The organism is Polaromonas sp. LjRoot131 (assembly GCF_964252805.1).
In the GTDB taxonomy this organism is placed as follows: domain Bacteria; phylum Pseudomonadota; class Gammaproteobacteria; order Burkholderiales; family Burkholderiaceae_C; genus Polaromonas.
The window spans coordinates 510,516-534,918 of sequence record NZ_CAXUPF020000001.1; the positions used below are offsets into that span (position 1 = coordinate 510,516).

23 protein-coding genes and 1 tRNA gene are annotated in these 24,403 nt (G+C 65.3%); 10 read left to right on the plus strand and 14 right to left on the minus strand.

Going from position 1 to position 24,403, the window contains the following annotated elements:
* Window positions 1–22 precede the first annotated feature (22 nt).
* Entirely contained in the window at window positions 23–1,495 is a 1,473-nt protein-coding gene (locus ACSQ27_RS02450; protein WP_436153898.1) for an aldehyde dehydrogenase family protein, read from the plus strand.
* A gap of 40 nt (window positions 1,496–1,535) precedes the next feature.
* Here the strand turns inward: ACSQ27_RS02450 and ACSQ27_RS02455 are convergent, their stop codons facing one another.
* Both ACSQ27_RS02455 and ACSQ27_RS02460 read right to left on the minus strand, forming a co-directional pair.
* Window positions 1,536–2,402, minus strand: coding sequence for a pirin family protein (locus tag ACSQ27_RS02455; RefSeq protein WP_436153899.1), 867 nt, complete (start codon window positions 2,400–2,402; stop codon window positions 1,536–1,538).
* A gap of 246 nt (window positions 2,403–2,648) precedes the next feature.
* Window positions 2,649–3,266: a TetR/AcrR family transcriptional regulator gene (locus ACSQ27_RS02460; protein WP_436153900.1), complete on the minus strand. Its 618-nt coding sequence runs from the start codon at window positions 3,264–3,266 to the stop codon at window positions 2,649–2,651.
* A 122-nt stretch (window positions 3,267–3,388) separates the two neighbouring features.
* Here ACSQ27_RS02460 and ACSQ27_RS02465 point away from each other — a divergent pair, with 122 nt between their 5' ends.
* From ACSQ27_RS02465 to ACSQ27_RS02505, 9 genes are all read left to right on the plus strand, one after another.
* Window positions 3,389–4,687, plus strand: a complete 1,299-nt coding sequence (locus ACSQ27_RS02465; protein ID WP_436155386.1) for an NAD(P)/FAD-dependent oxidoreductase — start codon at window positions 3,389–3,391, stop codon at window positions 4,685–4,687.
* Window positions 4,684–5,493 carry a DUF1365 domain-containing protein gene (locus ACSQ27_RS02470; RefSeq protein WP_436153901.1) on the plus strand — a complete coding sequence of 270 codons (810 nt, stop codon included), beginning with the start codon at window positions 4,684–4,686 and terminating at the stop codon, window positions 5,491–5,493. Before ACSQ27_RS02465 ends, ACSQ27_RS02470 begins: the two co-directional genes overlap by 4 nt.
* A 42-nt stretch (window positions 5,494–5,535) precedes the next feature.
* Window positions 5,536–6,813, plus strand: coding sequence for a class I SAM-dependent methyltransferase (locus tag ACSQ27_RS02475; protein ID WP_436153902.1), 1,278 nt, complete (start codon window positions 5,536–5,538; stop codon window positions 6,811–6,813).
* Complete coding sequence (locus ACSQ27_RS02480) at window positions 6,810–7,391, plus strand: chalcone isomerase family protein (protein WP_436153903.1); 582 nt, start codon at window positions 6,810–6,812, stop codon at window positions 7,389–7,391. The genes ACSQ27_RS02475 and ACSQ27_RS02480 overlap by 4 nt, the downstream gene beginning before the upstream one ends.
* Window positions 7,388–8,701: an MFS transporter gene (locus tag ACSQ27_RS02485; protein ID WP_436153904.1), complete on the plus strand. Its 1,314-nt coding sequence runs from the start codon at window positions 7,388–7,390 to the stop codon at window positions 8,699–8,701. Before ACSQ27_RS02480 ends, ACSQ27_RS02485 begins: the two co-directional genes overlap by 4 nt.
* Window positions 8,698–9,246, plus strand: a complete 549-nt coding sequence (locus ACSQ27_RS02490) for a DUF3833 domain-containing protein (protein WP_436153905.1) — start codon at window positions 8,698–8,700, stop codon at window positions 9,244–9,246. The genes ACSQ27_RS02485 and ACSQ27_RS02490 overlap by 4 nt, the downstream gene beginning before the upstream one ends.
* A 5-nt stretch (window positions 9,247–9,251) precedes the next feature.
* Window positions 9,252–10,043, plus strand: a complete 792-nt coding sequence (locus tag ACSQ27_RS02495; RefSeq protein WP_436153906.1) for an SDR family NAD(P)-dependent oxidoreductase — start codon at window positions 9,252–9,254, stop codon at window positions 10,041–10,043.
* 6 nt (window positions 10,044–10,049) lie between these two features.
* Window positions 10,050–10,478 (plus strand): nuclear transport factor 2 family protein, encoded by a 429-nt coding sequence (locus ACSQ27_RS02500; RefSeq protein ID WP_436153907.1) that lies wholly within the window; start codon window positions 10,050–10,052, stop codon window positions 10,476–10,478.
* Window positions 10,479–10,598: 120 nt separating this feature from the next.
* The gene (locus tag ACSQ27_RS02505; protein ID WP_436153908.1) at window positions 10,599–11,426 is read left to right on the plus strand and encodes an alpha/beta fold hydrolase; all 828 of its coding nucleotides are present in this window, start codon (window positions 10,599–10,601) and stop codon (window positions 11,424–11,426) included.
* A gap of 5 nt (window positions 11,427–11,431) precedes the next feature.
* Here the strand turns inward: ACSQ27_RS02505 and ACSQ27_RS02510 are convergent.
* From ACSQ27_RS02510 to ACSQ27_RS02565, 12 genes are all read right to left on the minus strand, one after another.
* Window positions 11,432–11,505, minus strand: a tRNA-Gly gene (locus ACSQ27_RS02510).
* An 85-nt stretch (window positions 11,506–11,590) separates the two neighbouring features.
* Window positions 11,591–13,081 carry a CHAD domain-containing protein gene (locus ACSQ27_RS02515; RefSeq protein ID WP_436153909.1) on the minus strand — a complete coding sequence of 497 codons (1,491 nt, stop codon included), beginning with the start codon at window positions 13,079–13,081 and terminating at the stop codon, window positions 11,591–11,593.
* A 46-nt stretch (window positions 13,082–13,127) separates the two neighbouring features.
* Entirely contained in the window at window positions 13,128–13,559 is a 432-nt protein-coding gene (locus ACSQ27_RS02520) for a DsrE family protein (RefSeq protein ID WP_436153910.1), read from the minus strand.
* Between the two features lie 109 nt (window positions 13,560–13,668).
* Complete coding sequence (locus ACSQ27_RS02525; protein ID WP_436153911.1) at window positions 13,669–15,225, minus strand: tripartite tricarboxylate transporter permease; 1,557 nt, start codon at window positions 15,223–15,225, stop codon at window positions 13,669–13,671.
* A 1-nt stretch (window position 15,226) separates the two neighbouring features.
* A complete protein-coding gene (locus ACSQ27_RS02530) occupies window positions 15,227–15,655 on the minus strand; it encodes a tripartite tricarboxylate transporter TctB family protein (protein WP_436153912.1) in 429 nt (142 codons plus the stop codon).
* A 365-nt stretch (window positions 15,656–16,020) separates the two neighbouring features.
* A complete protein-coding gene (locus ACSQ27_RS02535; protein ID WP_436153913.1) occupies window positions 16,021–17,577 on the minus strand; it encodes a sensor histidine kinase in 1,557 nt (518 codons plus the stop codon).
* Between the two features lie 148 nt (window positions 17,578–17,725).
* The gene (locus ACSQ27_RS02540; RefSeq protein WP_436153914.1) at window positions 17,726–18,397 is read right to left on the minus strand and encodes a response regulator; all 672 of its coding nucleotides are present in this window, start codon (window positions 18,395–18,397) and stop codon (window positions 17,726–17,728) included.
* A gap of 39 nt (window positions 18,398–18,436) precedes the next feature.
* On the minus strand, window positions 18,437–19,915 hold the full coding sequence (locus tag ACSQ27_RS02545; RefSeq protein WP_436153915.1) for an NAD-dependent succinate-semialdehyde dehydrogenase: 1,479 nt from the start codon (window positions 19,913–19,915) through the stop codon (window positions 18,437–18,439).
* A 154-nt stretch (window positions 19,916–20,069) separates the two neighbouring features.
* Window positions 20,070–20,894: an ABC transporter permease gene (locus ACSQ27_RS02550; RefSeq protein WP_436153916.1), complete on the minus strand. Its 825-nt coding sequence runs from the start codon at window positions 20,892–20,894 to the stop codon at window positions 20,070–20,072.
* A gap of 37 nt (window positions 20,895–20,931) precedes the next feature.
* Window positions 20,932–22,185: an ABC transporter permease gene (locus ACSQ27_RS02555; protein WP_436153917.1), complete on the minus strand. Its 1,254-nt coding sequence runs from the start codon at window positions 22,183–22,185 to the stop codon at window positions 20,932–20,934.
* Window positions 22,186–22,204: 19 nt separating this feature from the next.
* A complete protein-coding gene (locus ACSQ27_RS02560) occupies window positions 22,205–23,233 on the minus strand; it encodes an ABC transporter substrate-binding protein (protein ID WP_436153918.1) in 1,029 nt (342 codons plus the stop codon).
* A 76-nt stretch (window positions 23,234–23,309) separates the two neighbouring features.
* Entirely contained in the window at window positions 23,310–24,395 is a 1,086-nt protein-coding gene (locus ACSQ27_RS02565; protein ID WP_436153919.1) for an ABC transporter ATP-binding protein, read from the minus strand.
* Window positions 24,396–24,403 lie beyond the last annotated feature (8 nt).

Consider the following 24,403-nt stretch of genomic DNA (forward strand, 5'->3'; position numbering starts at 1 on the left):
GAGAGCATCAAAGGACACACACATGCGCGCACACGAAATCCCCGCCGGCATCCTGCCGACCCAACGCGGCCTGTACTATGGCGGCGCCTGGCACGCGCCCAAGGCGGGCGGCTATGCCGAGACCTTTAACCCGACCTACAACGAAGCCATCACCAGCGCCCCCATCGCCGACGCGGCCGACGTGGATGCCGCCGTGCAGGCCGCCCACGCGGCTTTCCCGGCCTGGGCCGCCACGCCGCCCGTGGAGCGCGGCCGCTACCTGCGCAAGGCCGCTGCCGTGCTGCGCGAACATGCGGTGCCGCTGGCGCTTTTGGACTCGCTCAACAACGGCAACCCGGTGTCGGCCCTGGCCATGGACGCGGGTTTTGCCGCCGACTGCCTGGACTACTTCGCGGGCCTGGCCACCGAGATCAAGGGCGAGACCATTCCCATGGGCGACGGCAACTTCAACTACACGCTGCAGGAGCCGCTGGGCGTGATCGCCCGCATCGTCGCCTACAACCATCCCTTTATGTTCGCCGCCGCCCGCCTGGCCGCGCCGCTGGCCGCCGGCAACACCGTGGTGGTGAAGTCGCCCGACCAGGCGCCGCTGTCCATCCTGCGGCTGGCCGAACTGGTGGGCGACATCTTCCCTCCCGGCGTGGCCAACTTCCTGTGCGGCGGCCGCGAGTGCGGCGATGCCATGGGCAAGCACCCGCTGGTGCGCAAGATCACGCTGATAGGCGGTGTGCCCACAGGCAAGGCCGTCATGAAGACAGCCTCCGACAACCTCAAGCCCGTGCTGCTGGAACTGGGCGGCAAGAACGCGCTCATTGCCTACCCGGACGCCGATCTCGACAAACTCGTCAACGGCATCATCGGCGGCATGAACTTCACCTGGTCGGGCCAGAGCTGCGGTTCCACCAGCCGCGTCTTCCTGCACGAGTCCATCCACGACCAAGTACTGGAGAAAGTCGTCAAGCTGCTGCCCGAGCGCCACAAACCCGGCATCCCGACCGATCCCCGCACCACCATGGGCTCGCTGGTCAGCCGCGCGCAGCTTGAAAAAGTGCAGAGCTACGTCGCCAAGGGACTGGAGGACGGCGGCCGCCTGGTCTGCGGCGGCAAGCAGCCCACGGACGAGGCGTTGAAAGACGGTTTCTTCTACGAAGCTACCGTGTTCGCCGACATGAAACCGCACATGCGCCTGGCGCAGGAGGAAGTCTTCGGCCCCATCATGTCGGTCTTCAAATGGACTGACGAAGACAGCCTGTTCGAGCAGGTCAACGGCGTAGACTTCGGCCTCACCGGCTCCATCTGGACGCAGAACATCAACACCGCCCACCGCGCCGCCAAACGCATACACACCGGTTATGTGTGGATCAACAACTCCAGCCAGCACTTCATGGGCGCGCCTTTCGGCGGCGTCAAGCAGTCGGGCATTGGGCGCGAGGAATGTTTTGCCGAGCTCATGGAGTTCACATATACCAAGAACGTGAACCTCAAGCTCGGCTGAAGCCTCCACGCACGCACAGCCCCGTGGGGCTGTGCGGTGTTCAACCCGCCATGCGGCCGAAACGCCCCGCGTTGAAATCCTTCATCGCCTGCAGGATTTCCTCGCGGGTGTTCATCACAAAAGGCCCATGCCCGACGATGGGCTCGTCAATCGGCTCGCCGCTGAGCAGCAGCAAGGTGGCGTCGCCGTTGGCTTCAATCTGCAGCGCTTCGCCCTCGCGCTCCAGCAGCGCCATCTGCGCTTCGCGCACCACTTCCTGGCCGTTGACCAGCACCGTGCCGCGCAACACCACCAGCGCTGCCGTGCGGCCTTCAGGAATGCTCAGCACCACCGTCTTGCCCTCGCCAAGGCGCATGTCCCACACGTCAATCGGCGTGAAGGTGCGCGCCGGTCCTTTGTGGCCCTCATAGTCGCCCGCGATCACGCGCACCGTGCCCGCGCCGTCCGGCAGTTTCACCTGCGGAATGTCCTTGTCCAGGATGCCCTGGTAGCCGGGTGCCGCCATCTTGTCCTTGGCCGGCAGGTTGATCCACAGCTGCACCATTTCGAACGGCCCACCCGTGCGCGTGAATTCACGTGAATGGAATTCCTCATGCAGGATGCCCGAGGCCGCCGTCATCCACTGCACGTCGCCCGGGCCGATCACGCCGCCGTTGCCGGTCGAGTCGCGGTGCTCCACCTCGCCTTTGTAGACGATGGTCACGGTCTCAAAGCCGCGGTGCGGGTGCCGGCCCACGCCGCGCGGCGTGTCGGTGGGCTCAAACTGCGCCGGGCCGGCGTAGTCCAGCAGCAGGAAGGGGCTCACATGCGAGCCCAGCGTGTCATAGGTGAACAGCGAGCGCACGGGAAAACCGTCACCGACCCAGTGGCCCTGGGGGTTGCTGTAAATGCCCAGAATCTTTTTCATCGCGTGTTTCTCCTGTGTTCCGTGTGAGGCCGGCAAGAACCGCGCCAATGCAGGCAGATGGGGGCAAACAGGCGCTCCATTAGGGGGCAAAACCGCATGTCTGCGTTCCAGTTTTAGAACAATTGGGATGAAGGTGTTGGCGGGAGATGAATGACCCGCCAAGGTGCGGGGCGGGAAGGCCGCTCGCCGGAAGAAAAAAAGCCTCTCGCGAGGCCTTTTTGTGGGGGGAGTCCCGCGTCGAAAACATTACCTGGTTTCAAGCCCTTCAAAGCATGTGCTGAGCACCAGGGCGACGATTTCATCGTTGGTGTAGAGCCCGCCCATTTTCAGAAACTCCAGAACCGGATCGCAGGCGCGGGCGTACAAGGTGTACAGCACCGCAATGGAGGGGAGCTTGGGGTTCAGCGCGCCTTGCGCCTGCGCGGCCTCAATCCAGGCACCCAGGCGGTCGCTCACATCCATGAGCCCGTCCATATAGTCCTTGTTCGCGATCAGTGCGGTGCGCAGGCTGGAATTCTGGCTCGGTAGCGAAGGCATTTCACCGGCCAGCTTCAAGCCCATGGTCCACGCCACCACTTCGCGCAGCTTTTCCACCGCGGACGAGCCGGCCGGCAGGGCGTCCAAAAAAGCCTGCGCCCGGCGCATAACTGAGACCATCGCCGCCGCCGCCAGGTCTTCTTTGCTTGGGAAATGCTTGTAGAGGCTGGCTTTGGCAATACCCACGTCGGCCGCCACTTCGTCCACCGTCATGGCTTCAAAACCTTTTTCAGCCAGCAAACGGTTCACCGACTGGATGATGGCGTCTTCACGCGCCAGGAGCATTTGCGCCTTGAAGGAGGCCTTGGGGGGGAGGGGGCTCGTCATGCTGTGATTTTAGCCAGTTTAGTTTGAAAAAAGAATTATGAGGAAATATTAATACTTGATGGTTTTAATAAATACTGAGTAGTATAGAATTGACCTGAGCAATTCAAGGAGTGCGGGTGTCCATCAAAGTAGCCATCGTCGGTTCGGGTATTTCAGGCTTGGCGGCTGCCCACGCCCTGCGCGGCAAGGCGGACATCACGCTGCTGGAGTCGGGGCCTTACTTTGGCGGCCACACCCATACCGTTGACGTAACGCTTCCCACGCCGCACGGCGAGGTCACGCATGGGGTGGACACCGGATTTCTGGTGCTCAACGAGCGCACCTACCCCCAACTGATCAAGTTGCTGGCGGAACTCAAGGTGGCAACCGTCGAGTCCGAGATGTCGTTTTCAGTGCGGGCAAATGATGTCGCGAATGGCCGCCCAGTCGAGTGGAGCGGCTCCAGCCTGAACACCGTCTTTGCCCAACGCGGCAACCTGCTCAACCCGCGCTTTTGGGGCATGTTGCGCGACCTGCGGCGCTTCAATGCCCTGGCCACCCACATGGCCCAAAGGGGAACGGACAGCCAGCTGAGCCAGCCGCTGGGAGAGTTTTTGACGGAACACGGCTTCGGCACAGCGTTCTGCGACTGGTACTTCCTGCCCATGATGGCCTGCATCTGGAGCTGTCCCACCGCGCAGATGCTTAAGTTCCCCGTCTCGACCATGGTGCGCTTTTGCCACAACCACGGCCTGCTGCAAATCACCAACCGCCCGCAGTGGTGGACCGTGCAGGGCGGCGCCCGGCACTATGTCGAAAAAATCACCGCGGGCATTGCGGACAAGCGTTTGAACACCCCGGTGCGCCTTATTGAGCACATCGGCAGCACGCCGGACGGCAAAGGCGGCGTGCGCATCCACACCGATGCAGGCGCCGAGCTGTTTGACAAGGTCATCATCGCCACCCATTCCGACCAGGCCCTGCAGATGCTGGCCGCGCCAACGGATTGGGAGCGCCATACCCTGGGCGCCATTTATTACCAACCCAACAAGGCCGTGCTGCACACCGATGCCTCGGTCTTGCCGACGCGCAGGGCGGCCTGGGCGGCGTGGAACTATGAGCGCGCGGCGGCGCCGGGGCAGGAGGACGCGCGCGTGTGCCTGCACTACCTGCTCAACCGCTTGCAGCCCCTGCCCTGGGAGCAGCCGGTGATCGTGTCCCTGAACCCGGTGCGCCCCATCGCCCAAGACAAAATCATCGGCGAGTACGACTATGACCACCCGGTGTTTGATGCGGTCGCCGTGGCCGCGCAGCACTGCGTGCCGGCACTGCAAGGCAAAAACCATCGCTACTTTGCCGGCGCGTGGATGGGCTACGGTTTTCATGAAGACGGCCTCAAGGCCGGGCTGGCTGCCGCGGCGCAGCTGTTGGCGGACGCATGAACCCGCCCGTGCCGCTCATCGGTTTTGGCCAGGTGCGCCACAGCCGCTTGCGCCCGCGGCACCACGCGTTTGCGTACCCGGCGTACTTCCTGATGCTGCCGCTGCGCAGCCTGCACAGGCAGGCGCCCCAGCCCGGCCAGTGGGACATCAACTGCGGGGGCGTGGTGAGTTTTTTTGAAACCGACCATGGCGACGGGCGCGCGCCGGAGCAGGGCGGCGCCATCGCCTGGCTGGACGAACTGCTGCGGCGCGAGGGCATCCATGACGCGACGGGCGAGGCCTGGCTGCAGACCTTTCCGCGCGTGCTGGGGTATACGTTCAAGCCGGTGAGCTTCTGGTATTGCCACCGCGCGGCAGACGACCGCCAGGGGTGCCTGCGCGCCATCGTGGTGGAAGTCAACAACACCTTTGGCGAGCGGCACTGCTATGTGCTGGACGCTCCCCGTTACGGGGTGGAGCAGCGCGCGGACAAGGTGTTTCATGTGTCCCCTTTCAACCCGGTGCAGGGCCACTATCGCTTCCGTTTTATGCGCAGCGAACAAGGGGAACAAGGCGAACAGGCGCGCGCGGTGGCCCGTGTGGACTTCTACGACGACATCGTCACCGACGCAGCCGTATTGCAGACCAGTATCAGCGGCACGCTGCAGCCCATCACAACGGCCGCGCTTCGCCGCGCCGTGTGGCGCTATCCCGCGATGACGCTGGGCGTGGTGCTGCGCATTCACACCCAGGCGCTGCGCCTGTGGTTCAAAAAAGTGCCCTTCTTCCGTAAACCCGCCCCGCCGCAATCCTTTGTCTCGCGCTAGAGGGCCACGCGCTGCGCCTACGCCCCACTTCAGGAGTCCCACATGAACGCCGCTACCCACACCGCCCCAAGCCTGGGCTTTCCACAGGATGCTCCCGCAGCGGCCCGAAGCGCACTGCGCCTGCTGCAAGAGCTGCGTCACGGCGTGCTGACCCTGCACCTGCCCGACGGCTCACAGCGCCGCTTTGGCGAGCACCCGCAGCAGCACGACATGCATGGGCCCGGGCACCCCAGCGCCAGCATGACGCTGCACAACTGGAAGGTGTTCGGCGCCGCGCTCAAGTCCGGCGACATCGGCTTTGCCGAGAGCTACATCGCCGGCGACTGGAGCACGCCCAACCTGACCGAACTGCTCAAGCTGTTCTCCACCAACCGCCGCGAGGTCGACGCCATGATCTTCGGCACATGGTTTGGGCGCCTGCTGTACCGCGTCAAGCACCTGCTGCACCACAACAGCCGCGCCAACAGCCGCAAGAACATCCACGCGCACTATGACCTGGGCAACGCCTTTTACCGGCTGTGGCTGGATGAGACCATGAACTACTCCAGCGCCTGGTTCGACGGCGACCTGTCACGCCCCTTGCCCGAGGCGCAAAACGCCAAGGTGTGCCGCGCGCTGGACATGGCCGGCGTGAAACCCGGCGACCGCGTGCTGGAAATCGGCTGTGGCTGGGGCGCGCTGGCCGAGCAAGCCATCGCCCACCGCGGCGCTGCCGTGGTGGGCGTGACGCTGAGCACCGAGCAGTTGGCCTATGCCAACGCGCGTCTGCAGCGCCTGGGCGTCCGCATCGGCGCGGCCGGTCGCGCCGACCTGCGCCTTCAGGACTACCGCGACATCCCGGATGCGCCGTTTGACGCGATCTGTTCCATCGAGATGGTGGAAGCGGTGGGCCAAGCCTATTGGCCCACGTACTTTGCCACCGTGAGCCGCCTGCTCAAACCCGGTGGGCGGGCCTGCCTGCAAAGCATCGTCATCAACGACGCGCTGTTTGACCGCTACGTCGGCTCGACCGACTTCATCCAGCAGTACATCTTCCCCGGTGGTTGCCTTCCCTGTCCGCGAGAGTTTCGCCGCCAGGCCCAGGCCGCGGGGCTGGAGGTGGTGGACGAATTCGCATTCGGCGCCGACTACGCGGAGACGCTGCGCCGCTGGCGCGATGCATTCATGGCACGCGGGGCCGAGGTGGCGGCGCTCGGCTTTGACGAGCGCTTCATGCGCATCTGGGCGTTTTACCTGGCCTACTGCGAGGCCGCCTTTGACACGGGTGACATCAACCTGATGCAGTTCACCTTGCGCAAGCCCGCTGCGCTTTCGACATGAAAAACGCAGCGGCTTGCGCAATCGTGGCGGCGGCCGCTTGCGTGCACGTCCCGCAAATCCAGGCCCAAACCTTGCCGCAGGAACTGCGCCCGGGCTTGCCCGCCGCCAGCCTGTCGGGCCAGGCCAGGTTCACTTATTGGGGCTTTGAGGTCTACCAGGCCACCCTCTGGGTCGCGCCTGAGTTTGCCGGGCCGGCCTATGAAAAAAGCCCGTTCGCGCTGGAGCTGGCCTACCTGCGCGACTTCAAGGGCGCGGACATCGCCAGACGGTCCATCGCCGAGATGCGCCGCCAGGCGCCCGTGACCCCCATGTCCCCGGCACAGGAAGCCGCCTGGGAAACCCGGATGCGCGCGCTGTTCCCCGATGTCGGCGCCGGCGACCGCATCACCGGCGTGCACCAGCCCGCCACCGGCGCGGTGTTCTGGCACAACGGCCGCCTGCTCGGTGAAGTGCGCGACCCGCTGTTCGCCAAACTCTTCTTCGGCATCTGGTTGTCCCCGCAAACCTCCGAGCCGCAAATGCGCCGCGCGCTGCTGGCGCGGGAAAAATCACCGACCCCTGCGGGCGCCGCACCATGAGTCCTTTTATGGCCGCGCGCATCGAAGCGGCGCCCCGGGTTTTGGGGGTGGGCGGCGGTGCGCGCTACGGCCTGCTGGGTTTTCCCCTTGCGTTTTGCGCATTGCCGCTGTATGTCTTGATGCCCAATCTGTACACGCGCCATTGGGGCGTTTCGCTTGCCGCTTTGGGTGCCGTGCTCCTGGGCGCGCGCCTGCTCGATGCGGTCATAGACCCGCTGCTGGGCCGTTTGTGCGATCGCCTGTATGCCACCTCGCTGCGCGCCGTACTGGCCATGGGTGCGGTGGCGGCGGCCGTGCTGGCCGCGGGATTTTCTTTTTTGTTTGTGCCGCTGGTGCGTGAACCCGCGGCGCTGCTCTGGTGGGCGGGGTTCTGGCTGGTCGTGACCTACGCGGCCTACAGCGCCTTGTCGATCGCGCACCAGTCCTGGGGCGCCATGCTGGGCGGCGACGCGCTGTACCGCAGCCGCGTGGTGGCCTGGCGCGAAGGGCTCGGCTTGGCCGGGGTGCTGCTCGCGTCGGTCACTCCTGCGCTGCTGGGCGTGCCCGCCATGCTGGTCCTGCTGTTCGCTGGTTTGGCGGGGGGCTGGTGGGCCTGGCGTGCAGCGCCCCGGCCGGAGTGCCGCCATGCGGCGGCGGCCGCGACAGCCATTACCGCCGGCGCGCTCTGGCATCCCTTGCGCAACCCCGACTTTCGCCGCCTTCTGGGCGTGTACCTGCTCAACGGCATCGCCAGCGCCATCCCGGCAACGCTGGTGCTGTTTTTCCTGCAGGACCGTTTGCAGGCCAGCGAGGCCATGCAGTCCACCGCGCTGGCGGTGTACTTTGTGTGCGGCGCGCTGTCCATGCCGCTGTGGCTGCGCGGGGTCAAGCGCTGGGGGCTGGCGCACAGCTGGCGCGCCGGGATGTTGTTATCCATCGCGGTTTTTCTGGGCGCGAGCCGGCTGGGTGCGGGCGATGCGCCCTGGTTTTTGCTGGTGTGCGCCTTGTCGGGCGCGGCCTTGGGCAGCGACCTGGTCCTTCCCGGCGCGCTCCTGGCCGGCGTCATTGCGAAAGCCGGTGACCGCGGGCTCGCCGAAGGGGCCTATTTCGGTTGGTGGAACTTTGCCACCAAGCTGAACCTGGCGCTGGCCGCCGGCCTGGCCCTGCCTTTGCTGGGCTGGCTGGGTTATGTGCCCGGCGCTCGCGATGCTGGCGCCGCCGGCGTACTCACCGCCGCTTATTGCCTGTTGCCCTGCGCGCTCAAAGCCTTGGCGGCCGGCGCGCTCCAGATTTTCATCATCCAACCAGCGGCCTCGCCGCACACACCATGAAACAACGCCGCTTTCTCCACAAGTCACTCCTTCTCACCGCCGTGGTGTGCGCCACGCTGCTGAGCGCATGCAGCACCCCGCAAGTGCAGGATTACGCCAAGGAAACCCCGGTGCTGGAACTGCGCGACTACTTCAACGGCACGCTGGACGCGTACGGCATATTCACCGACCGCTCGGGCAAGGTGGTGAAGCGCTTCACGGTGGTGATGACATGCACCTGGAAGGGCGATGCCGGCGTACTGGACGAAGCCTTCACGTATTCCGACGGCACGACGCAGCGGCGCGTCTGGCGCCTGACGCGCCATGCCGACGGCCGCTACACCGGCCAGGCCGACGACGTCGTGGGCGCCGCCGAGGGCCGGCAAAGCGGCAACGCCTTCAACTGGGCCTACACCCTGGCCCTGCCGGTGGACGGCCGGGTCATCAACGTGCAGTTTGACGACTGGATGTACCTCATGAACGACAAAGTCATGCTCAACAAGGCCGCCATGCGCAAGTGGGGCGTGGGCCTGGGTGAAGTGACGCTTTCCTTCATCAAACGATAAACGCCATGGCACTGAACCCTCGCATCGCGGACTGGCATGGCCGCACGGTATGGCTGGTAGGCGCCTCCAGCGGCATCGGCCGGGCCACGGCGTCGGCGCTGCACGCCCAGGGCGCGAAGGTCGTTGTTTCGGCCCGCGGCGCGGACGCGCTGGGCGCGTTCGTCGATGCGCATGCCGGTGCTTTGGCCCTGCCGCTGGACGTGACCGATGCGCGCGCGGTGAAGGCGGCCGCATCGGCCCTGGCCGCGCGGGATGCGCTGGATTGTGTGGTGTATTGCGCGGGGCACTATCACGCGATGGACGCCATGCACATGGACCTCGGCGAGCTGCTACGCCACAACGAGGTGAATTACCTCGGCGCGCTTCACGTGCTGGATGCGGCAGTGCCGCACCTGCTGGCGCGCCCGCTGGACAAAAGCACCGGCCAGCGCGGCCACATCAGCCTGATGGGCAGCGTGGCGGGATACCGCGGCCTGCCCAACAGCCTGGCCTACGGCCCGACCAAGGCCGCGCTTATCAACCTTGCCGAGACCCTGTACCTGGACCTGCATGCCCAGGGTATCGGCGTGACGCTTATCAACCCGGGTTTTGTCGAGACCCCCCTGACACGCCAGAACCAGTTCAAAATGCCCGCCTTGATCAGCCCAGAACAGGCGGCCCTGGAAATACTGAAGGGCTGGGCACGCGGAGAATTTGAAATCCACTTCCCCAAACGTTTTACCCGCTGGATGAAAGCCTTGCGGCTTTTGCCTTATCCCTTGTTTTTCGCGGCGACACGCCGTCTCAGGAAGGACTAGACAGTCATGAACTCTTCCGTTGACCGCATCGTGGAAAGCTTCCAGAACCTCACTCTCGCGGGCGTCGAAACGCTGGGCGCCATCTATGCCCCCGATGCACGCTTTAAAGATCCGTTCAACGACGTACAGGGCTTGCCCGCGGTCCAGCAGATCTACCGCCACATGTATGAGACCCTGGAGAACCCGCGCTTCGTCATCACAGGGCGCATCGTGCAAGGCGCGCAATGCTTCCTGATCTGGGAGTTCCACTTTGCCTTCAAGCGTTTCCAGCGGGGACGGGCGCAGTGCATTCTGGGTGGTTCGCACCTGGTGCTGGACGGCGAAGGGCGCATCACGATGCATCGCGATTATTGGGATGCGGCTGAAGAGCTTTATGAAAAGCTGCCTGTGGTCGGCGGCTTGATGAGGTGGATGAAGCGGCGCGGCAATGCGTGAGACGAGCTGGCCCGCAGCGGCCTGACCTTGCCGGGCATATTCATCGTCGTGATGCGCTGGCCGCTGCCAACGGCAATCACAGCTTGACATCCAAGCTCAGCGATCAGTATCGTCATAGCCATGAAAACAATGAAGCTGCTTGAAGTTGATGGCGCGTTGCTGGCCGTGGAATACGAGGCCATCCATGGCGCAATGGGCATGCCGGTTGTTTTGCTGCACGCCAACGTCGCAGACCGGCGAATGTGGCAAGGCCAGTGGGACTGGCTGGCAACAACCCATCCTGTCGTGGGCTACGACCGTCGCGGCTTTGGAGAATCGCGCACATTGAAGTCAACGCCGTACTCAAATGTGGCCGACCTTTGGGACGTGATGGATTCTTTGGGGTATGACCGTGCGGTATTGGTAGGCTGTTCCATGGGAGGTCGTGTGGCCATCGACGCGGCCTTGGCGCGGCCAGACCGGGTGAGCGGTTTGGTGGTGGTTTCTCCCGGGCTCAGCGGCGCGCCGGCGCCACGATACGGCGATTCGGTCAAAGCCCTGATGGATGCGATCAGCGCTGCTGCGGCGCAGGGCGACCTGGAGGCCAAGAATGAGCTTCAGGCGCGTCTCTGGCTGGACGGCCCCTTGAGTCCGCCAGGGCGAGTGGACGGTGAGATTCGCCGGCTCTTCCTCTCGATGAACGGTAGCGCTTTACGGGCAGCCAATCCTGGCCTGGCATCCGAAGAACCTTCAGCATGGGACCAACTGGAAGCGATCAAAGCACCTACGCTCGTGATGTGGGGCGATCTTGACCTCCCGCACTTGCAGGAAAGATGCGCGCTTGTTGCGCAGCGCATACCCGGGGCCCAGAGCTTGGTACTTCAGGGCACGGCGCATCTGCCGGCACTGGAAGCACCTAAGGCGTTCAATTCGGCGCTCGGGCGATATTTTGAAAGTTTGCTGCGTTGAAGATCTGGAGCGGGTGAAGGGAATCGAACCCTCGTATGAAGCTTGGGAAGCTGCCGTTCTACCATTGAACTACACCCGCATTTAGTTGGCTGCTGACGAGCCACTTTGCGCTGAAGCCGCGCCAGGGGCGGGCTCGCGGCGATTTTACACCCCGGTTCCGGCTTTCAAGGGCGCCAGTAGGGCTCAGGCAACGCCGGCAGCGAAAGCTCAGGCTGCTCCTGCTCGCGCAACGCCGCCTGCAGGCTGTGCTGCAGCTTGCCGGGCTGCTCCACGCCGGCGCACAAGGTTTCGATATGCGTCCTGGCGGTCAGGCGGTCGTTGTGCAGGCCAAAAACGGTTTGCGCTTTCTTGAGCCATTCCAGCCAGGCCTCGGTGGCTTGCGGGTCGTAGCGACCGGCGATGAATTCCGTGAGGTAGCGAAGCTTCTTGGCGGTGATGCGCAGGCGGTGCAGGCGGGTGGGGCTTAGCTGTTCGAGCCGGGGCAGGGCCTGCCGCAGTTTGTGGGCCAGTTTCTCAAGCTGCGCCGTGATTTCGTCAAAGGGCACGGGTGGGCTGTCATCGTTGTCCGGTTGGGCCAGGCAGCGCCCCAGTTGCAGCAGCAGGCGCTGGGTGTCCCGCTCCTCGAGGGCGGCCTGGGCTTGCAGGCGGGCTGTGGCTTGCCGCAGGGCAGCGGCTTCCTGCAGCTTCTGGCGCAGGGCGGCGTCGTGCAGGCCGACGGCCAGCGACGGCCAGGTTTCTTCGATAAACACATCCTGATCGCGTGCGGCGCCCAGGCGCTGGCCCAGTGCGCGCAGGCTGTCCTGCAGCGGGGCGAGTGCTTCTTCCTGCCATTGGGCCGCGCCGGCCAGCGGGCCGCAAGCCACACGCAGCCGCCGTACCGCGACGCGCAATTGGTGCAGGTATTCGCTGTCGTAGTGTCCGCCCTGGGGCTGGGCCAGGAAGCCGGCTTCATTGGCTTGCCAGTGGGCCAGGCAGGCTTCTACGGCCTGCCGTGCGGCGTGGCGTGCATCCTCCCCTGGGGGCGCGGCCAGCGCAGCCGCCTTGGCGGGCGGCGCCAGCGCGGCGCCGTGGGCCAGCCGGTTGCCGCGTTCGGCTTTGCTGCGGTTGTCGAGCACGAGGGGGTGGCGTTCGGCCAGGGTCAGGGCCAGCGCGAACAGTTCGTCCACCGGCCCGCCCTTGAGTTCCAGTTCCACCTCGCACAGCGGTTCGCTGTGGTCCCCGGCCAGGATTTCGCCTTCGTCGATGGCGACTTCGATGACGCCGCCGGCGGCGCCGGTGATGTGGCGGATCTCGCGCTTGAAGCGGGTCTGGAACTGCGGCTGCAACTGGTCTTTGAGGGGCTCCAGCACCGGCCCGAAAGCCGTGCCGGCGAGCGGCGCCCATTCCAGGGCCGGCCCGGCGACCGCGAACTCGATTTCCTCGCGCTGGTGCAGGCCCGCGCGGCTGCTGCCGCCACCCTTGGCGGTTTGCAGCCAGCGCTTGCCGTCACTGCGCAGGCGCAGGCCTATGCCGGCCTGGGCCAGCGCGCGCTGCGGCGTGTCGAAGTAAATATTGTCCAGCTGCTTGTGCGTGACGCGGGTATGGCCCCACAGCGGGTCGGCGCGCAGCGCGGCCAGTGCGGCAGGGGGCAGCCTCAGCTTGAGTTCGATTTCCATGGTGGTGTTTGTGCGGCGGCGGGGGCGCGGTGGGCCCCGGCCTCATTCAAGGCCGCAGGTAAGCCCAGCCTTCGTGCTGCTTCTTCATGATCTCGGTGACGCCGGCGGGCACATAGCTGATGCCGGCCAGCATGTCGTCCTTGCCCAGCTTCTGGCCGCGCATGGTGTTCTCGCAGGCGGTGACCTTGATGCCGGCTTTGGCGGCGTCGGCGATGCGGGAGCCGGTGGGTGATTCGAGCTTGAGCATGTTGATGCCCGGGCCGTAGGCGACGATCTCGATCTCGACGTTGGCCGCGCCCACGTCGTCCTGCAAATTCTTGGCATTGTTGAGTGCCAGGTTCCATTTGGCCGGGTCGTTGTCGCTGACCTGGATCACGATGCCCTGGCGTTTGGCGCCCGTGGATTGTGCGTGCGCGCCGAGCAGCAAGGTGGCGAGGGCTGCCGTGGCGCCGGCCTGGAGTACGAGTCTGCGGTTCATGGGGGAAGTCTCCTGAAGGGAGGCTTATTTCAACACAACCGCCGGATGAAACAAGCCCCCAAGCTCGTGTGAGGATGGGGGCTTTCAGGAGAGTGCGACTTGCTTTGTCTTATTTACCGCCGGTTGCGGGCAGCGGCACGGCGGGTACGACAGGTGGATTGCCGCCTGAATGGATGACATGGTCCGGCGACTTGACCAGCTTGCGCACAAACACCACCAGCTGCCACACCACCAGGATGCCGATGACGCCCAGCAGCGTGCCGCTGATGGGGCGGTTGACGAAGACGTTGAAGCTGCCGCGGCTCAGCAGCATGGCGCGGCGGAAGTTCTCTTCGAGCATGGGGCCCAGGATAAAGCCGAGCAGCAAGGGCGCGGCCTCCATGTCCAGCCGCAGGAACAAATAACCGACCAGGCCGAAGACGGCGGTGGTGTAGATGTCGTCCAGGCTGTTGTTGATGCTGTAGGTGCCTATGCAGCAGAAGAACAGGATGGCCGGGAACAGCACGGTGTAGGGGATCTTGAACACCGACAGCCAGTAGCGCACCAGGGGCACGTTGAGGATCAGCAGGAAGCAGTTGCCTATCCACATGCTGGCCACCAGGCCCCAGAACAGGTCGGGGTGGGTGGCGATCATGTTGGGGCCGGGCTGTATGCCCTTGACCACGAAGGCCGCCATCATCAGCGCCATGACGGCATTCTCGGGAATGCCGATGGCCATCAGCGGGATGAAGCTGGTGCGCGCGGCGGCCTCGTCGGCTGCGGCCTGGCCGGCCACGCCTTCGATGCAGCCGGTGCCGATCTCGTGCTTGTACTTGCTGAACTTCTTGTCGGCGGCATAGGCGGCGAACTGGGCGATGGTGGGGCCGCCGCCGGGCAGTATGCCCAGGATGGAGCCGATCACGCTGCCGCGCAGGGCGCTGGGGATGATGCGCTTGAACTCGGGCCAGGTCGGCATGAGCTTGATCTTGCCGTTAAAGGGCGTGAGCACGTTTTTGTTGTCGAGGTTTTTCACCACCTCGGCAATGCCGAAGCAGCCCAGCGCGATGCTGATCAGGCCTATGCCGTCCATCAGGAAGGGCAGGTTCATGGTGTAGCGCGCCACGCCGCTGTTGACGTCGGTGCCGACCATGCCGAGCAGCACGCCGACCATGGCCATGGCCAGGCCGTTGAGCAGGCTGCCGCTGCTGACAAAACTCACGCAGAAGAAACCCAGCAGCATCAGCGCGCAGTAGTCGGCCGGCCCGAACAGGAAACCGACTTCACCCAACGCGGGCGCCATGGTCGAGAGCACCACGATGGCCACAGTGCCGCCTATGAAGCTGGAGACCCCGGCCGTGAAGAGCGCCAGGCCGGTCTTGCCCTTGAGCGTCATCTGGTAGCCGTCAATACAGGCCACGATGCTGCTGGCGTGCGGGATCTTCATGGTGATGGCGCTCACGCTGTCGCCGTATTGCGCGCCGTAGTAGATGCCGGCCAGCATGATGAGCGCGCCGCCGGTGGGGATGGAGTAGGTCAGCGGCAGCAGCAGGCTGATGGTGGACAGGGGGCCGAGCCCGGGCAGCAGCCCGATCAGCGTGCCGACCGTGCAGCCCAGGGCGCAGTACAGCAGGTTTTGCAGCGTCAGCGCGTGTTCGAAACCGAACGCAAGGTTGTGAAAGACTTCCATATCAGTACAGCGGCAGGCTCAGGCCGAGGAATTGTTTGAAGGCAAAAGCTACGGCGACCAGGCCGATGGCGATCTTGACGTTGCGCAGCAGCGAATACGAGGTGCCGGCCAGCGTGGAGCAGAACACCAGGAAGACGATGCCCAGGATCATGTTGACGTACTGGGAGAGCACCGAAAAGCCGACCAGGCTCACGAGGATGATGGCGATGTTCTTGACGCTGTAGTCCAGGGGCACGGGGTCGACGAAGTGCGCGCGCACCACCGTGAGCACGCCGATGATGAACAGGAAGGAACTCACGATCAGTGGAAACAGTCCGGGCCCGGAGCGGCTCAGTTCGCCCATGGTGTAGTTGAAGGAGATGCCGCCGAAACCCAGGGCGATCGCCATGAGGCACAGGCCGCGGACGAAGTTGCGGTTGTTCAGGTTCATGGGAAGCACCTCCGGGGCCGTGCCGGCCGGGCCTGGTCGTTGAAGGATGGGTGGGTCATCGCGTCTCCTGCTAATGTGCCGGCTCTCCGGTCCTGCACAGCGCAGGCGGCGGGGCGTTCGGGCTGGAGGCGATGTTAGGAAGCGAGGCTTCCAATCGGCTTTCGTTTTACGCGGCGGGGGCCAAAATACGTGTTATCACTAACGGGCTTGGGCCCGCGAAGAAGCCTTGCCCCTCTCCCAGAGGGAGTCAATCCGAACGGCCTTTCCCTCTCCGGCTATCTTGTCCCCTCTCCCTCCGGGAGAGGGTTAGGGTGAGGGCCAGCGGCGGACAAATAACCACTGCTCCATGCTTAGGCCGCTAGCCCTCACCCCTGCCCTCTCCCAGGGGGAGAGGGAGTAATACGGGGCGCCAGCGGCAGGCGCAGGACGGCGCGCAGGCCGGCGCCGGAGGCCGTGTGCGTGAGCTCGATGTCCCCGCCGTTGCGCCGCGCATAGGCGCGCGCGATGGCCAGGCCCAGCCCGGCGCCGTGTGAGCCTTTTTCGGCGCCCGGGTCGGCCGAATGGAAGCGTTCGAAGACCTGCGCGCGCCGCGCCGGGGCGATGCCGGGGCCGTCGTCACGGACCTCGGCCAGGGCCATGCCGTCCAGCGTGGACACCATCACGGTGATGTGCCCGCCGGCCGGTGTGTAGGCAATCGCGTTGTGCACCAGGTTGGAAAGTGCCTCATGCAGTTCGGGGCCGCGCGCCAGCACCGGGACTGCGGGTGCGTCTTGCATCGCCTCCGTGACTGTTGAATCGCCGCGGGCGTCGACCCAGCCCAGGTCCTGGTTCTTTTCATGCGCCAGGGCGAGGTACTGCAGCACCACCTCCCGGGCGATGGTGTTGAGGTCGACGATGCCGGGCGTGTCGGACATAGGGGCGGGTGCTGCGCCCTCGTTGGCGTGGGCCAGCGAGAGCAGTTGTTCGCACAGGCGCCGGCTGCGTGCGATCTGGGCAACCATGGCGCGCAGGGTGGCGTGAAGCTGTTCGGTGTCTTTTTCGCGCAGCGCCACACCGGCCTGGGTCAGCATGATGGCCAGCGGCGTGCGCAGCTGGTGCGAGGCATCGGCCAGGAATTGCGACTGCTGCTCCAGCAGCTCGCGGTAGCTGGCCAGGTGCTGGTTCAGCGCGTCGACCAGCGGCGCCACTTCATGCGGCACGTCGCGGGTGTCCAGGGGCTGGAGGTCGGTGCCCTTGCTTTGCAGCACGGATTTGCGCAGGCGCTCGAGCGGCTGCAGCGACCAGGTCACGCCCAGCCAGACCAGCAGGACCATCACCAGCACCATGCGCGCGTCGCGTATCAGCTCCTGCCGCAGGGTGGCGGCCTGCGCCCGGTCGCGCGGGCCGGTGGTTTCCGCGACCTGGACCCGCAGATTGAAGCTCCGGCCGTGTCCATCCAGTACCTGGCTTTGCAGCGCCACCACACGCACCGGATGGCCATCGTGGAAATCGTCGTACCAGACGGGCTGAGCGGGGGAAGAGGCGTCGGGTGATGAAGGCGGTGAGGGTGGCGGGGGCAGGCCGGCATCACCGAGCAAGGTGAGTTCGCGCGGGGCGGCCGCCGCTCCGGCCTGTGCGTCGCCTTGCGCCGTCAGGCTCACGTGCAGGTATTTCCGCAAGGGGCCGGCCTCTGCGAACATGGCTTGCACGCCGGCCGGCGCGTTCAGCCGCAGCGAGCCGTCCGGCGCCGGTGCCACACTGCTTTGCAGCGCGTGCGCAGCCTCGAGCATGCTCTGGTCGTAGGCGTCCTGCACCTGGTTTTGCAGGGCGCGGTAATCGTTCCAGCTGTCCAGGGCCAGCAGGCCCAGGATGGCGGGGAGCAGCAGCGTGAGCAGTCGCGCGCGTATGCCGAAGCGGTCGGGGTCAGTGCGCAGTATCTGCATGAGGCTTAGAGGCGCGTCAAGTATGAGCTGTCGGATTTGCGCAAAGTCATCGGTGCGCAGCGCAAGGCGCAGGCCGCCGCCCATGCTGGAGCATGGGTAAGGACTGCAACGCGGCGATGTGCGGCGAGGACGAGTGCAAAACGACAGATCATGCTTGATGCGCCTCCAGCATGTAGCCCAGGCCGCGCACGGTGACGATGCGCACATCGCCGCCGTCGAGCTTGCGACGCAGCCGGTGCAGCACCAGCTCGATCGCATCGGGGCCGGCATTGCTGTCGGCCGGGAAGACCTTGCCGGAGAGCTGCGACTTCTCCACCGGCGTGCCGCTGCGCGCCAGCAGCACCGCCAGGGCCGCGCTTTCGCGCGGCGTGAGCTGCAGCAGTGTGCCGGCCAGTGTGAAGGCGCGGCTGTCGTGCGGGCATGACAGGGAGCCGCATTGCAGCGGTGCGTGGGAGCGCCCCCGGCTGCGCCGCACCAGCGCGGCCAGGCGGGCTTCGAGCTCCTCGATGGCGAAAGGTTTGGCCAGGAAGTCGTCGGCCCCGACGTTCAGGCCCTTGACCCGGTCCTGCAGCGAACCCTGCGCCGTCAGCACCAGCACCGGGGTCCGGTTGCCGGCCTTGCGCAGCTCGGCCAGCACGGTCAACCCGTGCTTGTCGGGCAGCCGCAGGTCCAGCACCACGGCGTCATAGTCGTTGCCGGCCAGCAGCGACTCGGCCGTGGCGGCATCCGGCGCGTGGTCGGAAACAAAACCGCTCTGCTTGAAAGCGCGCAGCAGCCACGAAGCCATCTCGGCTTCGTCTTCCACAAGCAGCAGGCGCATGTCGGTTCGGGGTGGCGGGCGGGTCGCGGCTAAGCCGGCTTAGCGCTGGATGTCACCCAGGCACAGGTACTTCATCTCGAGGTATTCGTCCATGCCGTGGCGCGAACCCTCGCGGCCCAGGCCGGACTGCTTGACGCCGCCGAAGGGCACGTGCTCGGTCGCGATCACGCCGGCGTTGATGCCCACCATGCCGTACTCCAGCGCTTCAGCGACGCGGTAGATGCGGCCGATGTCGCGGCTGTAGAAATAGCTGGCCAGGCCGAACTCGGTGTTGTTGGCCGCGTCAATGGCTTCCTGGTCGTTCTTGAAGCGAAACACCGGCGCGAAGGGGCCGAAGGTTTCCTCGCGGGCGCAGAGCATGTCGGCGGTGGCTTCGGAGACCACGGTGGGCTCGAAGAACTGGCCTTCGAGCTTGTGGCCGCCGGCCAGCAGCTTGCCGCCCTTGGCCAGCGCGTCGGCGACGTGGCGCTGCACCTTCTCGACGGCCGCGGCCTCGATCAGCGGGCCCTGCACCACGCCGTCCTCAAAGCCGTTGCCGACCTTGAGCGCCTTGACCTTGGCGGCGAATTTTTCGACGAACTGGTCGTAGACGCCGTCCTGCACGTAGATGCGGTTGGCGCAGACGCAGGTCTGGCCGGCATTGCGGTATTTGCTGGCCATGGCGCCCTCGACGGCCGAGTCCACGTCGGCGTCGTCGAAGACGATGAAGGGCGCGTTGCCGCCCAGCTCGAGCGCGAGCTTCTTGACGCTGGGCGCGCTTTGCGCCATCAGGATGCGGCCGACCTCGGTGGAGCCGGTGAAGCTGATGTGGCGCACCACGTCGCTGGCGCAGAACACCTTGCCCACGGCGATGCTGTTGGCGCTGTCGGCCGTCAGCACGTTAAGCACGCCGGCCGGGATGCCGGCGCGCATGGCGAGTTCGGCGGCGGCCAGGGCCGTCAGCGGCGTGAGCTCGGCCGGCTTGATGACCACCGGGCAGCCGGCGGCCAGGGCCGGGGCGACCTTGCGGGTGATCATGGCCAGCGGGAAGTTCCAGGGGGTGATGGCGGCGCACACGCCGATCGGCTGGCGCAGGACCATCAGGCGGCGGTTGTTGTCGAACTGCGGCAGGGTCTCGCCGTTGACGCGTTTGGCTTCCTCGGCGAACCACTCGACAAAACTCGCGCCGTAGGCGATTTCGCCCTTGGCTTCGGCAAAGGGCTTGCCCTGCTCGGCGGTCATGATGCGGCCCAGGTCTTCCTGGTTGGCCATCAGCAGCTGGAACCACTTGAGCAGGATGGCGTGGCGCTCCTTGCCGGTCTTGTTGCGCCAGGCAGGCCAGGCGGCGTTGGCCGCGGCGATGGCGGCCTCGGCGTCCTGCGGGCCCAGGTTGGCCACGTCGGCCAGCTTGCGGCCGGTGGCGGGGTCGTTCACGTCAAAACGGGCCTTGCCCGCGACCCACTGGCCGTTGACCAGTGCGTCGGTCTTGAAGAGGCTGGGATCTTTGAGCAGGGAAATGGGAGAGGTTTTCATGTCCATGGGCGGGAGTCCTTAAAGCGGGAAGCGGGAAGAGGGGGAGGGCGAAGAGCGGAGCCGTCGGGTGATTTTGACAGCTTTCGCAGGGAGATTCGGGTGGCAGCCGGGTATGCGACCCCGGAAAAGGGTTTCAGCGCGAGAACGCCGTTCCGGCGCGTCAGGCCCTGCGTCCGCGCAGCCATTCCAGCAGCAGCAACAGGGCGGTGGTGAACAGGATCAGCAGGGTGGCCACGGCCGCGATGGTGGGCGAGATGTTTTCCCGGATGCCGGTGAACATCTGCCGCGGCAGCGTGGCCTGGTCGGCGCCCGCCAGGAACAGGGTGACCACGACTTCGTCAAACGAGGTGGCGAAGGCGAACAGCGCTCCGGAGATCACGCCCGGCGCGATGACCGGCAGGGTGATCCTGAAGAAGGTCCGCAAGGGGGTCTCACCCAGGCTCAGAGAGGCACGCACCAGATTGTGGTTAAAGCCGGCCAGCGTTGCGAGCACGGTGGTCAGCACAAAAGGCGCGCCCAGCGCGGCATGCACCACGATCAGCCCGAAGTAGCTGTCGGCAAGGCCCAGCGGGGCGAAATACAGGTAGGTGGCCACACCGACCACGACGATGGGGACCACCATGGGCGCGATGAGAATGGCCATGAGAAGGCTCTTGAACCGGAAGTTGCTGCGTGACAGGCCGACCGCCGCCAGGGTGCCCAGCGCGGTGGCGATCAGGGTGGCGGCAGGGGCCACGATAAAACTGTTTTTCGCAGCCCGAGCCCATTCAGGCGAATCCAGCAGGTTGCGGTACCACTTCAGCGACCAGCCCGGGATCGGGTAGGACAAAAAAGAACTGTCGGAAAAAGACAGCGGCACCATGACCAGGATGGGCGCCAGCAAAAAAAGCAGGATGGCGACGCAGGCGGCGCGCACCAGCCACCAGCCGGCTTTGTCTGCCAGGGTGGCGTAGCGGGGGAAAGCGGGCCCTTGGATTTTGAACATGGTGAATTGGTCTCTGCGCCTGTAAAAAAAATGGGTGTCAGCCCATGCTGAGCTCGGCCTTGCCGATGCGCCGGTAAACGCTGTAAAGAATCATGGTGGCGGTCAACAGCACGGCGCCCAGCGCACAGGCCATGCCCCAATTGACTTCGACGTTGGTGTACCGCGCGATGTAATAGCTCAGCATCTGGTCATCGGCGCCGCCGAGCAGGGCGGGAGTCACGTAATAACCAATGGACAGGATGAAGACCAGCAGCGCCCCGGCGCTGATGCCGGGATAGGTTTGCGGTACGTACACACGAAAGAAGGCGGCCAGGGGCGAGCTGCCCAGCGAAATCGCAGCGCGGATGTAGGTTGGCGGCACATTTTTCATCACGCTGTACAGCGGCAGGATCATGAAAGGCAGCAGGATGTGCACCATGGCGATCACCACACCCGCGCGGTTGAACAGCAGCGCCAGGGGGCTGTCGATCAGGCCTATGCCCATCAGCCCGCGATTCACCAGGCCTTCGGATTGCAGCAGCACGATCCATGCGGCCACCCGCACCAGGATCGATGTCCAGAAGGGCACCAGCACCAGGATCATCAGCAGGTTGGCCTTGCGCGCCGGCAGCGAGGCCAGCCACCAGGCCAGCGGGTAAGCCAGCGCCAGGCAGAACAGGGTGACGACAAAACTGATCTGGAAGGTGCGCAGCAGGATGGGGCCGAAAGCGCGCTGGTCGGGCGGCATGCGCTCGATGTCGCCCTGGCTGTCCCGCCGCAGGTCTACCGATGCCAGCAGGTAGTCGGGCGTCCAGCGGGAACCGTTTTTGGCAATCGCCTGCCAGAAGGCGGGCTCGGCCCAGCGCGGGTCCAACTGGACCAGACTGGCCTGTATGTCCTGCGGCGACCCGGTGATGGGCAGCGCGCGGTAGGCCCCCATGACCAGCGAGCGGGAGCCGGGCACCTCCGAGTTGAGCCGCCGGGCCAGGGCGCCGGCGTCCGAGCTGTCGGAAAGGCTTCCCAGGTCCTGCACCAGCGCCGCATACGCGGCGGCTGCAGGCGGCGCCTGCGGGTCCCAGCCCTTGAGGCTTTGGACCGTGCGCGGCAGCGCGTTCACCACTTCGGGGTTTTCGACGGCACGCTGCAGCAGGGCGGCGATGGGGATGAGCAAGGTCACCAGCAGAAACACCAGCAAGGGCACGGTCAGGGCGAAGGCGCGCCATTTGCGCCGCGCATCGGCCCGCGACAGCGCCCGGCGCAGCGCGCCGACGTCTTCGCCCGTCAGGGCCGCCTTGCGGGTGAAACTGTTCATGCTGTCTTGCTCCCAGGGTTTATTGCGTGGCCCAGGCAGCGAAACGTTTCTCCAGCGCCTCGCCCTGGTCGGCCCAGAAGCCGACGTTCATCTGGATGGCCTCTTTGGCATTGGCCGGCGAGGTCGGCAGGTCGTCCAGCACCTTCTTGTCGAGCTTGGCCAAAGCCTGGTTGTTGACCGGGCCGTAGGCGATGTTCTGGGCATAGACGGCCTGGGTGGCGGGCTGGCTGGCAAAGGCGATGAACTTCATCGATGCGTCCTTGTTGGGCGCGCCTTTGGGGATGACCCAGTAGTCCAGGTCATAGATGCCGCCGGGCCAGTAGATCTTCAGGTTGCGGCCTTCGCGGTTGGCGGCGTCGATGCGGCCGTTGTAGACCGTGCTGAGGGCGACGTCGCCGGCCACGAGGAACTGCGCAGGCTGGGCACCGGCCTCCCACCACTGGATGCTGGGCTTGAGTTCGGTCAGCTTGCGGAATGCGCGGTCGGCGCCGTCCTTGGTGGCCAGAACCTTGTAGACATCGGCGGGCTTGACGCCGTCGGCCATCAGCGCGAACTCCAGGTTATAGCGGGCGCCCTTGCGCATGCCGCGCTTGCCGGGAATCTTCTTGACGTCCCAGAAATCGGCCCAGCTGGTGGGGGCGGTCTTGACCTTGTCGGCGTTCCAGGCCATCACGGTGGACCAGACAAAAACACCCACGCCGCATTCCTTCACGGCCGCGGGCAGGAAGTCCGCCTTGGGGCCGATCTTGCTGAAATCGATTTTTTCAAACAGGCCTTCGTCGCAACCGCGCTGCACGTCGGGTGCCTCGACCTCGACCACATCCCAGGTGACCTTCTTGGTCTCGACCATGGCCTTGATCTTGGCCTGCTCGCCGTTGTATTCCACAGCGACGACTTTGGTGCCGGTTTTTTCGTAGGGCTCGTAGTAGGCCTTCTTCTGCGCGTTGGCATTGGCACCGCCGAAGTTGACGACGGTGATCTGCTGCTGCGCAAGCGCGGGCAGGGCCAGGCATGAAGCCATGGCGAGGGCGATGATGTTTTTCTTCATGGTGCTATTTCCTCGGTGGTTGATAAAGGCGGAAGGGAAGGTTGAAGTGGGTGAAATGAGTGAAAGGAGAAAGCGCTTACACCGCATAGATCCGCGTCAATGCGGGCGGGAATTCGAGGTACACGGCCTCGCCCGGTTGCGGCGGCGGCAGGCCGTTCAACAGCGTCAGGGGCAGCTTGACCGTGGCTTCCGCCTGGCCGGCGCCGACCTCGCACAGCAGCCGCAGGTGGTCGCCGAAATAGATGATGCGAGCCACGCGCGCGGGCTGCACATTGGCAGCTGAAGCCGGTGCCTGGCGGTGCAACACAATGCGCTCCGGCCGGATGTAGGCCTCTACCTGCGCGCCGACTGTTGCCTGGTTGACGTGGATCCCGTTCAGGACACGGCCGTCCGGCAATTCAATGCCCGCGGCGCGTCCTTTGCCTTTGAGCACCGTGCTGTCGCCCACAAAACCGGCGACAAAACGGTTGGCGGGCGTTTCATACAGCGCCTCCACGGGGGCCAGCTGCTGGATCGCGCCATCGTTGAAGACGGCCACCCGGTCGCTCATGGTCAGGGCCTCGCCCTGGTCGTGCGTGACATAAACGAAGGTGACGCCCAGCTGCTTGTGCAGCTCCTTGAGTTCAATCTGCATGTGTTCGCGCAGCTGCTTGTCGAGCGCGCCCAGCGGCTCGTCCATCAGCACGAGCTGGGGCTCGAACACCAGCGCCCGCGCCAGGGCGACGCGCTGCTGCTGGCCGCCCGACAGCTGGCCGGGCAGGCGGTCGGACATGCCCGACAGGCGGACCATGTCGAGCGCGCGCTGCACGCGGCTGGCCTGGTCGGCTTTGGGCACCTTGCGCACCGTGAGCGGATAGGCCACGTTCTGGCCCACGCTGAGGTGCGGGAAGAGGGCGTAGTTCTGGAACACCATGCCGAAGTTGCGCTTGTGCGGCGGCGTGCCGGTGATCTGCGAACCATTGAGGAAGATTTCCCCGGCGGTAGGCGACTCGAAGCCGGCCAGCATCATCAGCGTGGTGGTTTTCCCGGAGCCGGAAGGGCCCAGCAGGCTCAGGAATTCCCCGCGATGAATGTCGAGGTCGAGCTGCTGCACGACAAGCTGTTCGCCGTCGTAGGTTTTTTGCACGCCTGAAAAGCGCACCAGGACGTTGTTATCAGTCATCGTGTTTC

Excerpts from the sequence above, each read along its gene's own strand:
- ACSQ27_RS02525 (WP_436153911.1), bottom strand. The coding sequence starts at position 15,225 with ATGGAAGTCTTTCACAACCTTGCGTTCGGTTTCGAACACGCGCTGACG.
- ACSQ27_RS02450 (WP_436153898.1), top strand. The coding sequence starts at position 23 with ATGCGCGCACACGAAATCCCCGCCGGCATCCTGCCGACCCAACGCGGC.
- ACSQ27_RS02560 (WP_436153918.1), bottom strand. The coding sequence starts at position 23,233 with ATGAAGAAAAACATCATCGCCCTCGCCATGGCTTCATGCCTGGCCCTG.
- ACSQ27_RS02550 (WP_436153916.1), bottom strand. The coding sequence starts at position 20,894 with ATGTTCAAAATCCAAGGGCCCGCTTTCCCCCGCTACGCCACCCTGGCA.
- ACSQ27_RS02540 (WP_436153914.1), bottom strand. The coding sequence starts at position 18,397 with ATGCGCCTGCTGCTTGTGGAAGACGAAGCCGAGATGGCTTCGTGGCTG.
- ACSQ27_RS02505 (WP_436153908.1), top strand. The coding sequence starts at position 10,599 with ATGAAAACAATGAAGCTGCTTGAAGTTGATGGCGCGTTGCTGGCCGTG.
- ACSQ27_RS02535 (WP_436153913.1), bottom strand. The coding sequence starts at position 17,577 with ATGCAGATACTGCGCACTGACCCCGACCGCTTCGGCATACGCGCGCGA.
- ACSQ27_RS02485 (WP_436153904.1), top strand. The coding sequence starts at position 7,388 with ATGAGTCCTTTTATGGCCGCGCGCATCGAAGCGGCGCCCCGGGTTTTG.
- ACSQ27_RS02500 (WP_436153907.1), top strand. The coding sequence starts at position 10,050 with ATGAACTCTTCCGTTGACCGCATCGTGGAAAGCTTCCAGAACCTCACT.
- ACSQ27_RS02495 (WP_436153906.1), top strand. The coding sequence starts at position 9,252 with ATGGCACTGAACCCTCGCATCGCGGACTGGCATGGCCGCACGGTATGG.
- ACSQ27_RS02520 (WP_436153910.1), bottom strand. The coding sequence starts at position 13,559 with ATGAACCGCAGACTCGTACTCCAGGCCGGCGCCACGGCAGCCCTCGCC.
- ACSQ27_RS02515 (WP_436153909.1), bottom strand. The coding sequence starts at position 13,081 with ATGGAAATCGAACTCAAGCTGAGGCTGCCCCCTGCCGCACTGGCCGCG.
- ACSQ27_RS02480 (WP_436153903.1), top strand. The coding sequence starts at position 6,810 with ATGAAAAACGCAGCGGCTTGCGCAATCGTGGCGGCGGCCGCTTGCGTG.
- ACSQ27_RS02470 (WP_436153901.1), top strand. The coding sequence starts at position 4,684 with ATGAACCCGCCCGTGCCGCTCATCGGTTTTGGCCAGGTGCGCCACAGC.
- ACSQ27_RS02555 (WP_436153917.1), bottom strand. The coding sequence starts at position 22,185 with ATGAACAGTTTCACCCGCAAGGCGGCCCTGACGGGCGAAGACGTCGGC.
- ACSQ27_RS02490 (WP_436153905.1), top strand. The coding sequence starts at position 8,698 with ATGAAACAACGCCGCTTTCTCCACAAGTCACTCCTTCTCACCGCCGTG.
- ACSQ27_RS02475 (WP_436153902.1), top strand. The coding sequence starts at position 5,536 with ATGAACGCCGCTACCCACACCGCCCCAAGCCTGGGCTTTCCACAGGAT.
- ACSQ27_RS02455 (WP_436153899.1), bottom strand. The coding sequence starts at position 2,402 with ATGAAAAAGATTCTGGGCATTTACAGCAACCCCCAGGGCCACTGGGTC.
- ACSQ27_RS02545 (WP_436153915.1), bottom strand. The coding sequence starts at position 19,915 with ATGGACATGAAAACCTCTCCCATTTCCCTGCTCAAAGATCCCAGCCTC.
- ACSQ27_RS02530 (WP_436153912.1), bottom strand. The coding sequence starts at position 15,655 with ATGAACCTGAACAACCGCAACTTCGTCCGCGGCCTGTGCCTCATGGCG.
- ACSQ27_RS02460 (WP_436153900.1), bottom strand. The coding sequence starts at position 3,266 with ATGACGAGCCCCCTCCCCCCCAAGGCCTCCTTCAAGGCGCAAATGCTC.
- ACSQ27_RS02565 (WP_436153919.1), bottom strand. The coding sequence starts at position 24,395 with ATGACTGATAACAACGTCCTGGTGCGCTTTTCAGGCGTGCAAAAAACC.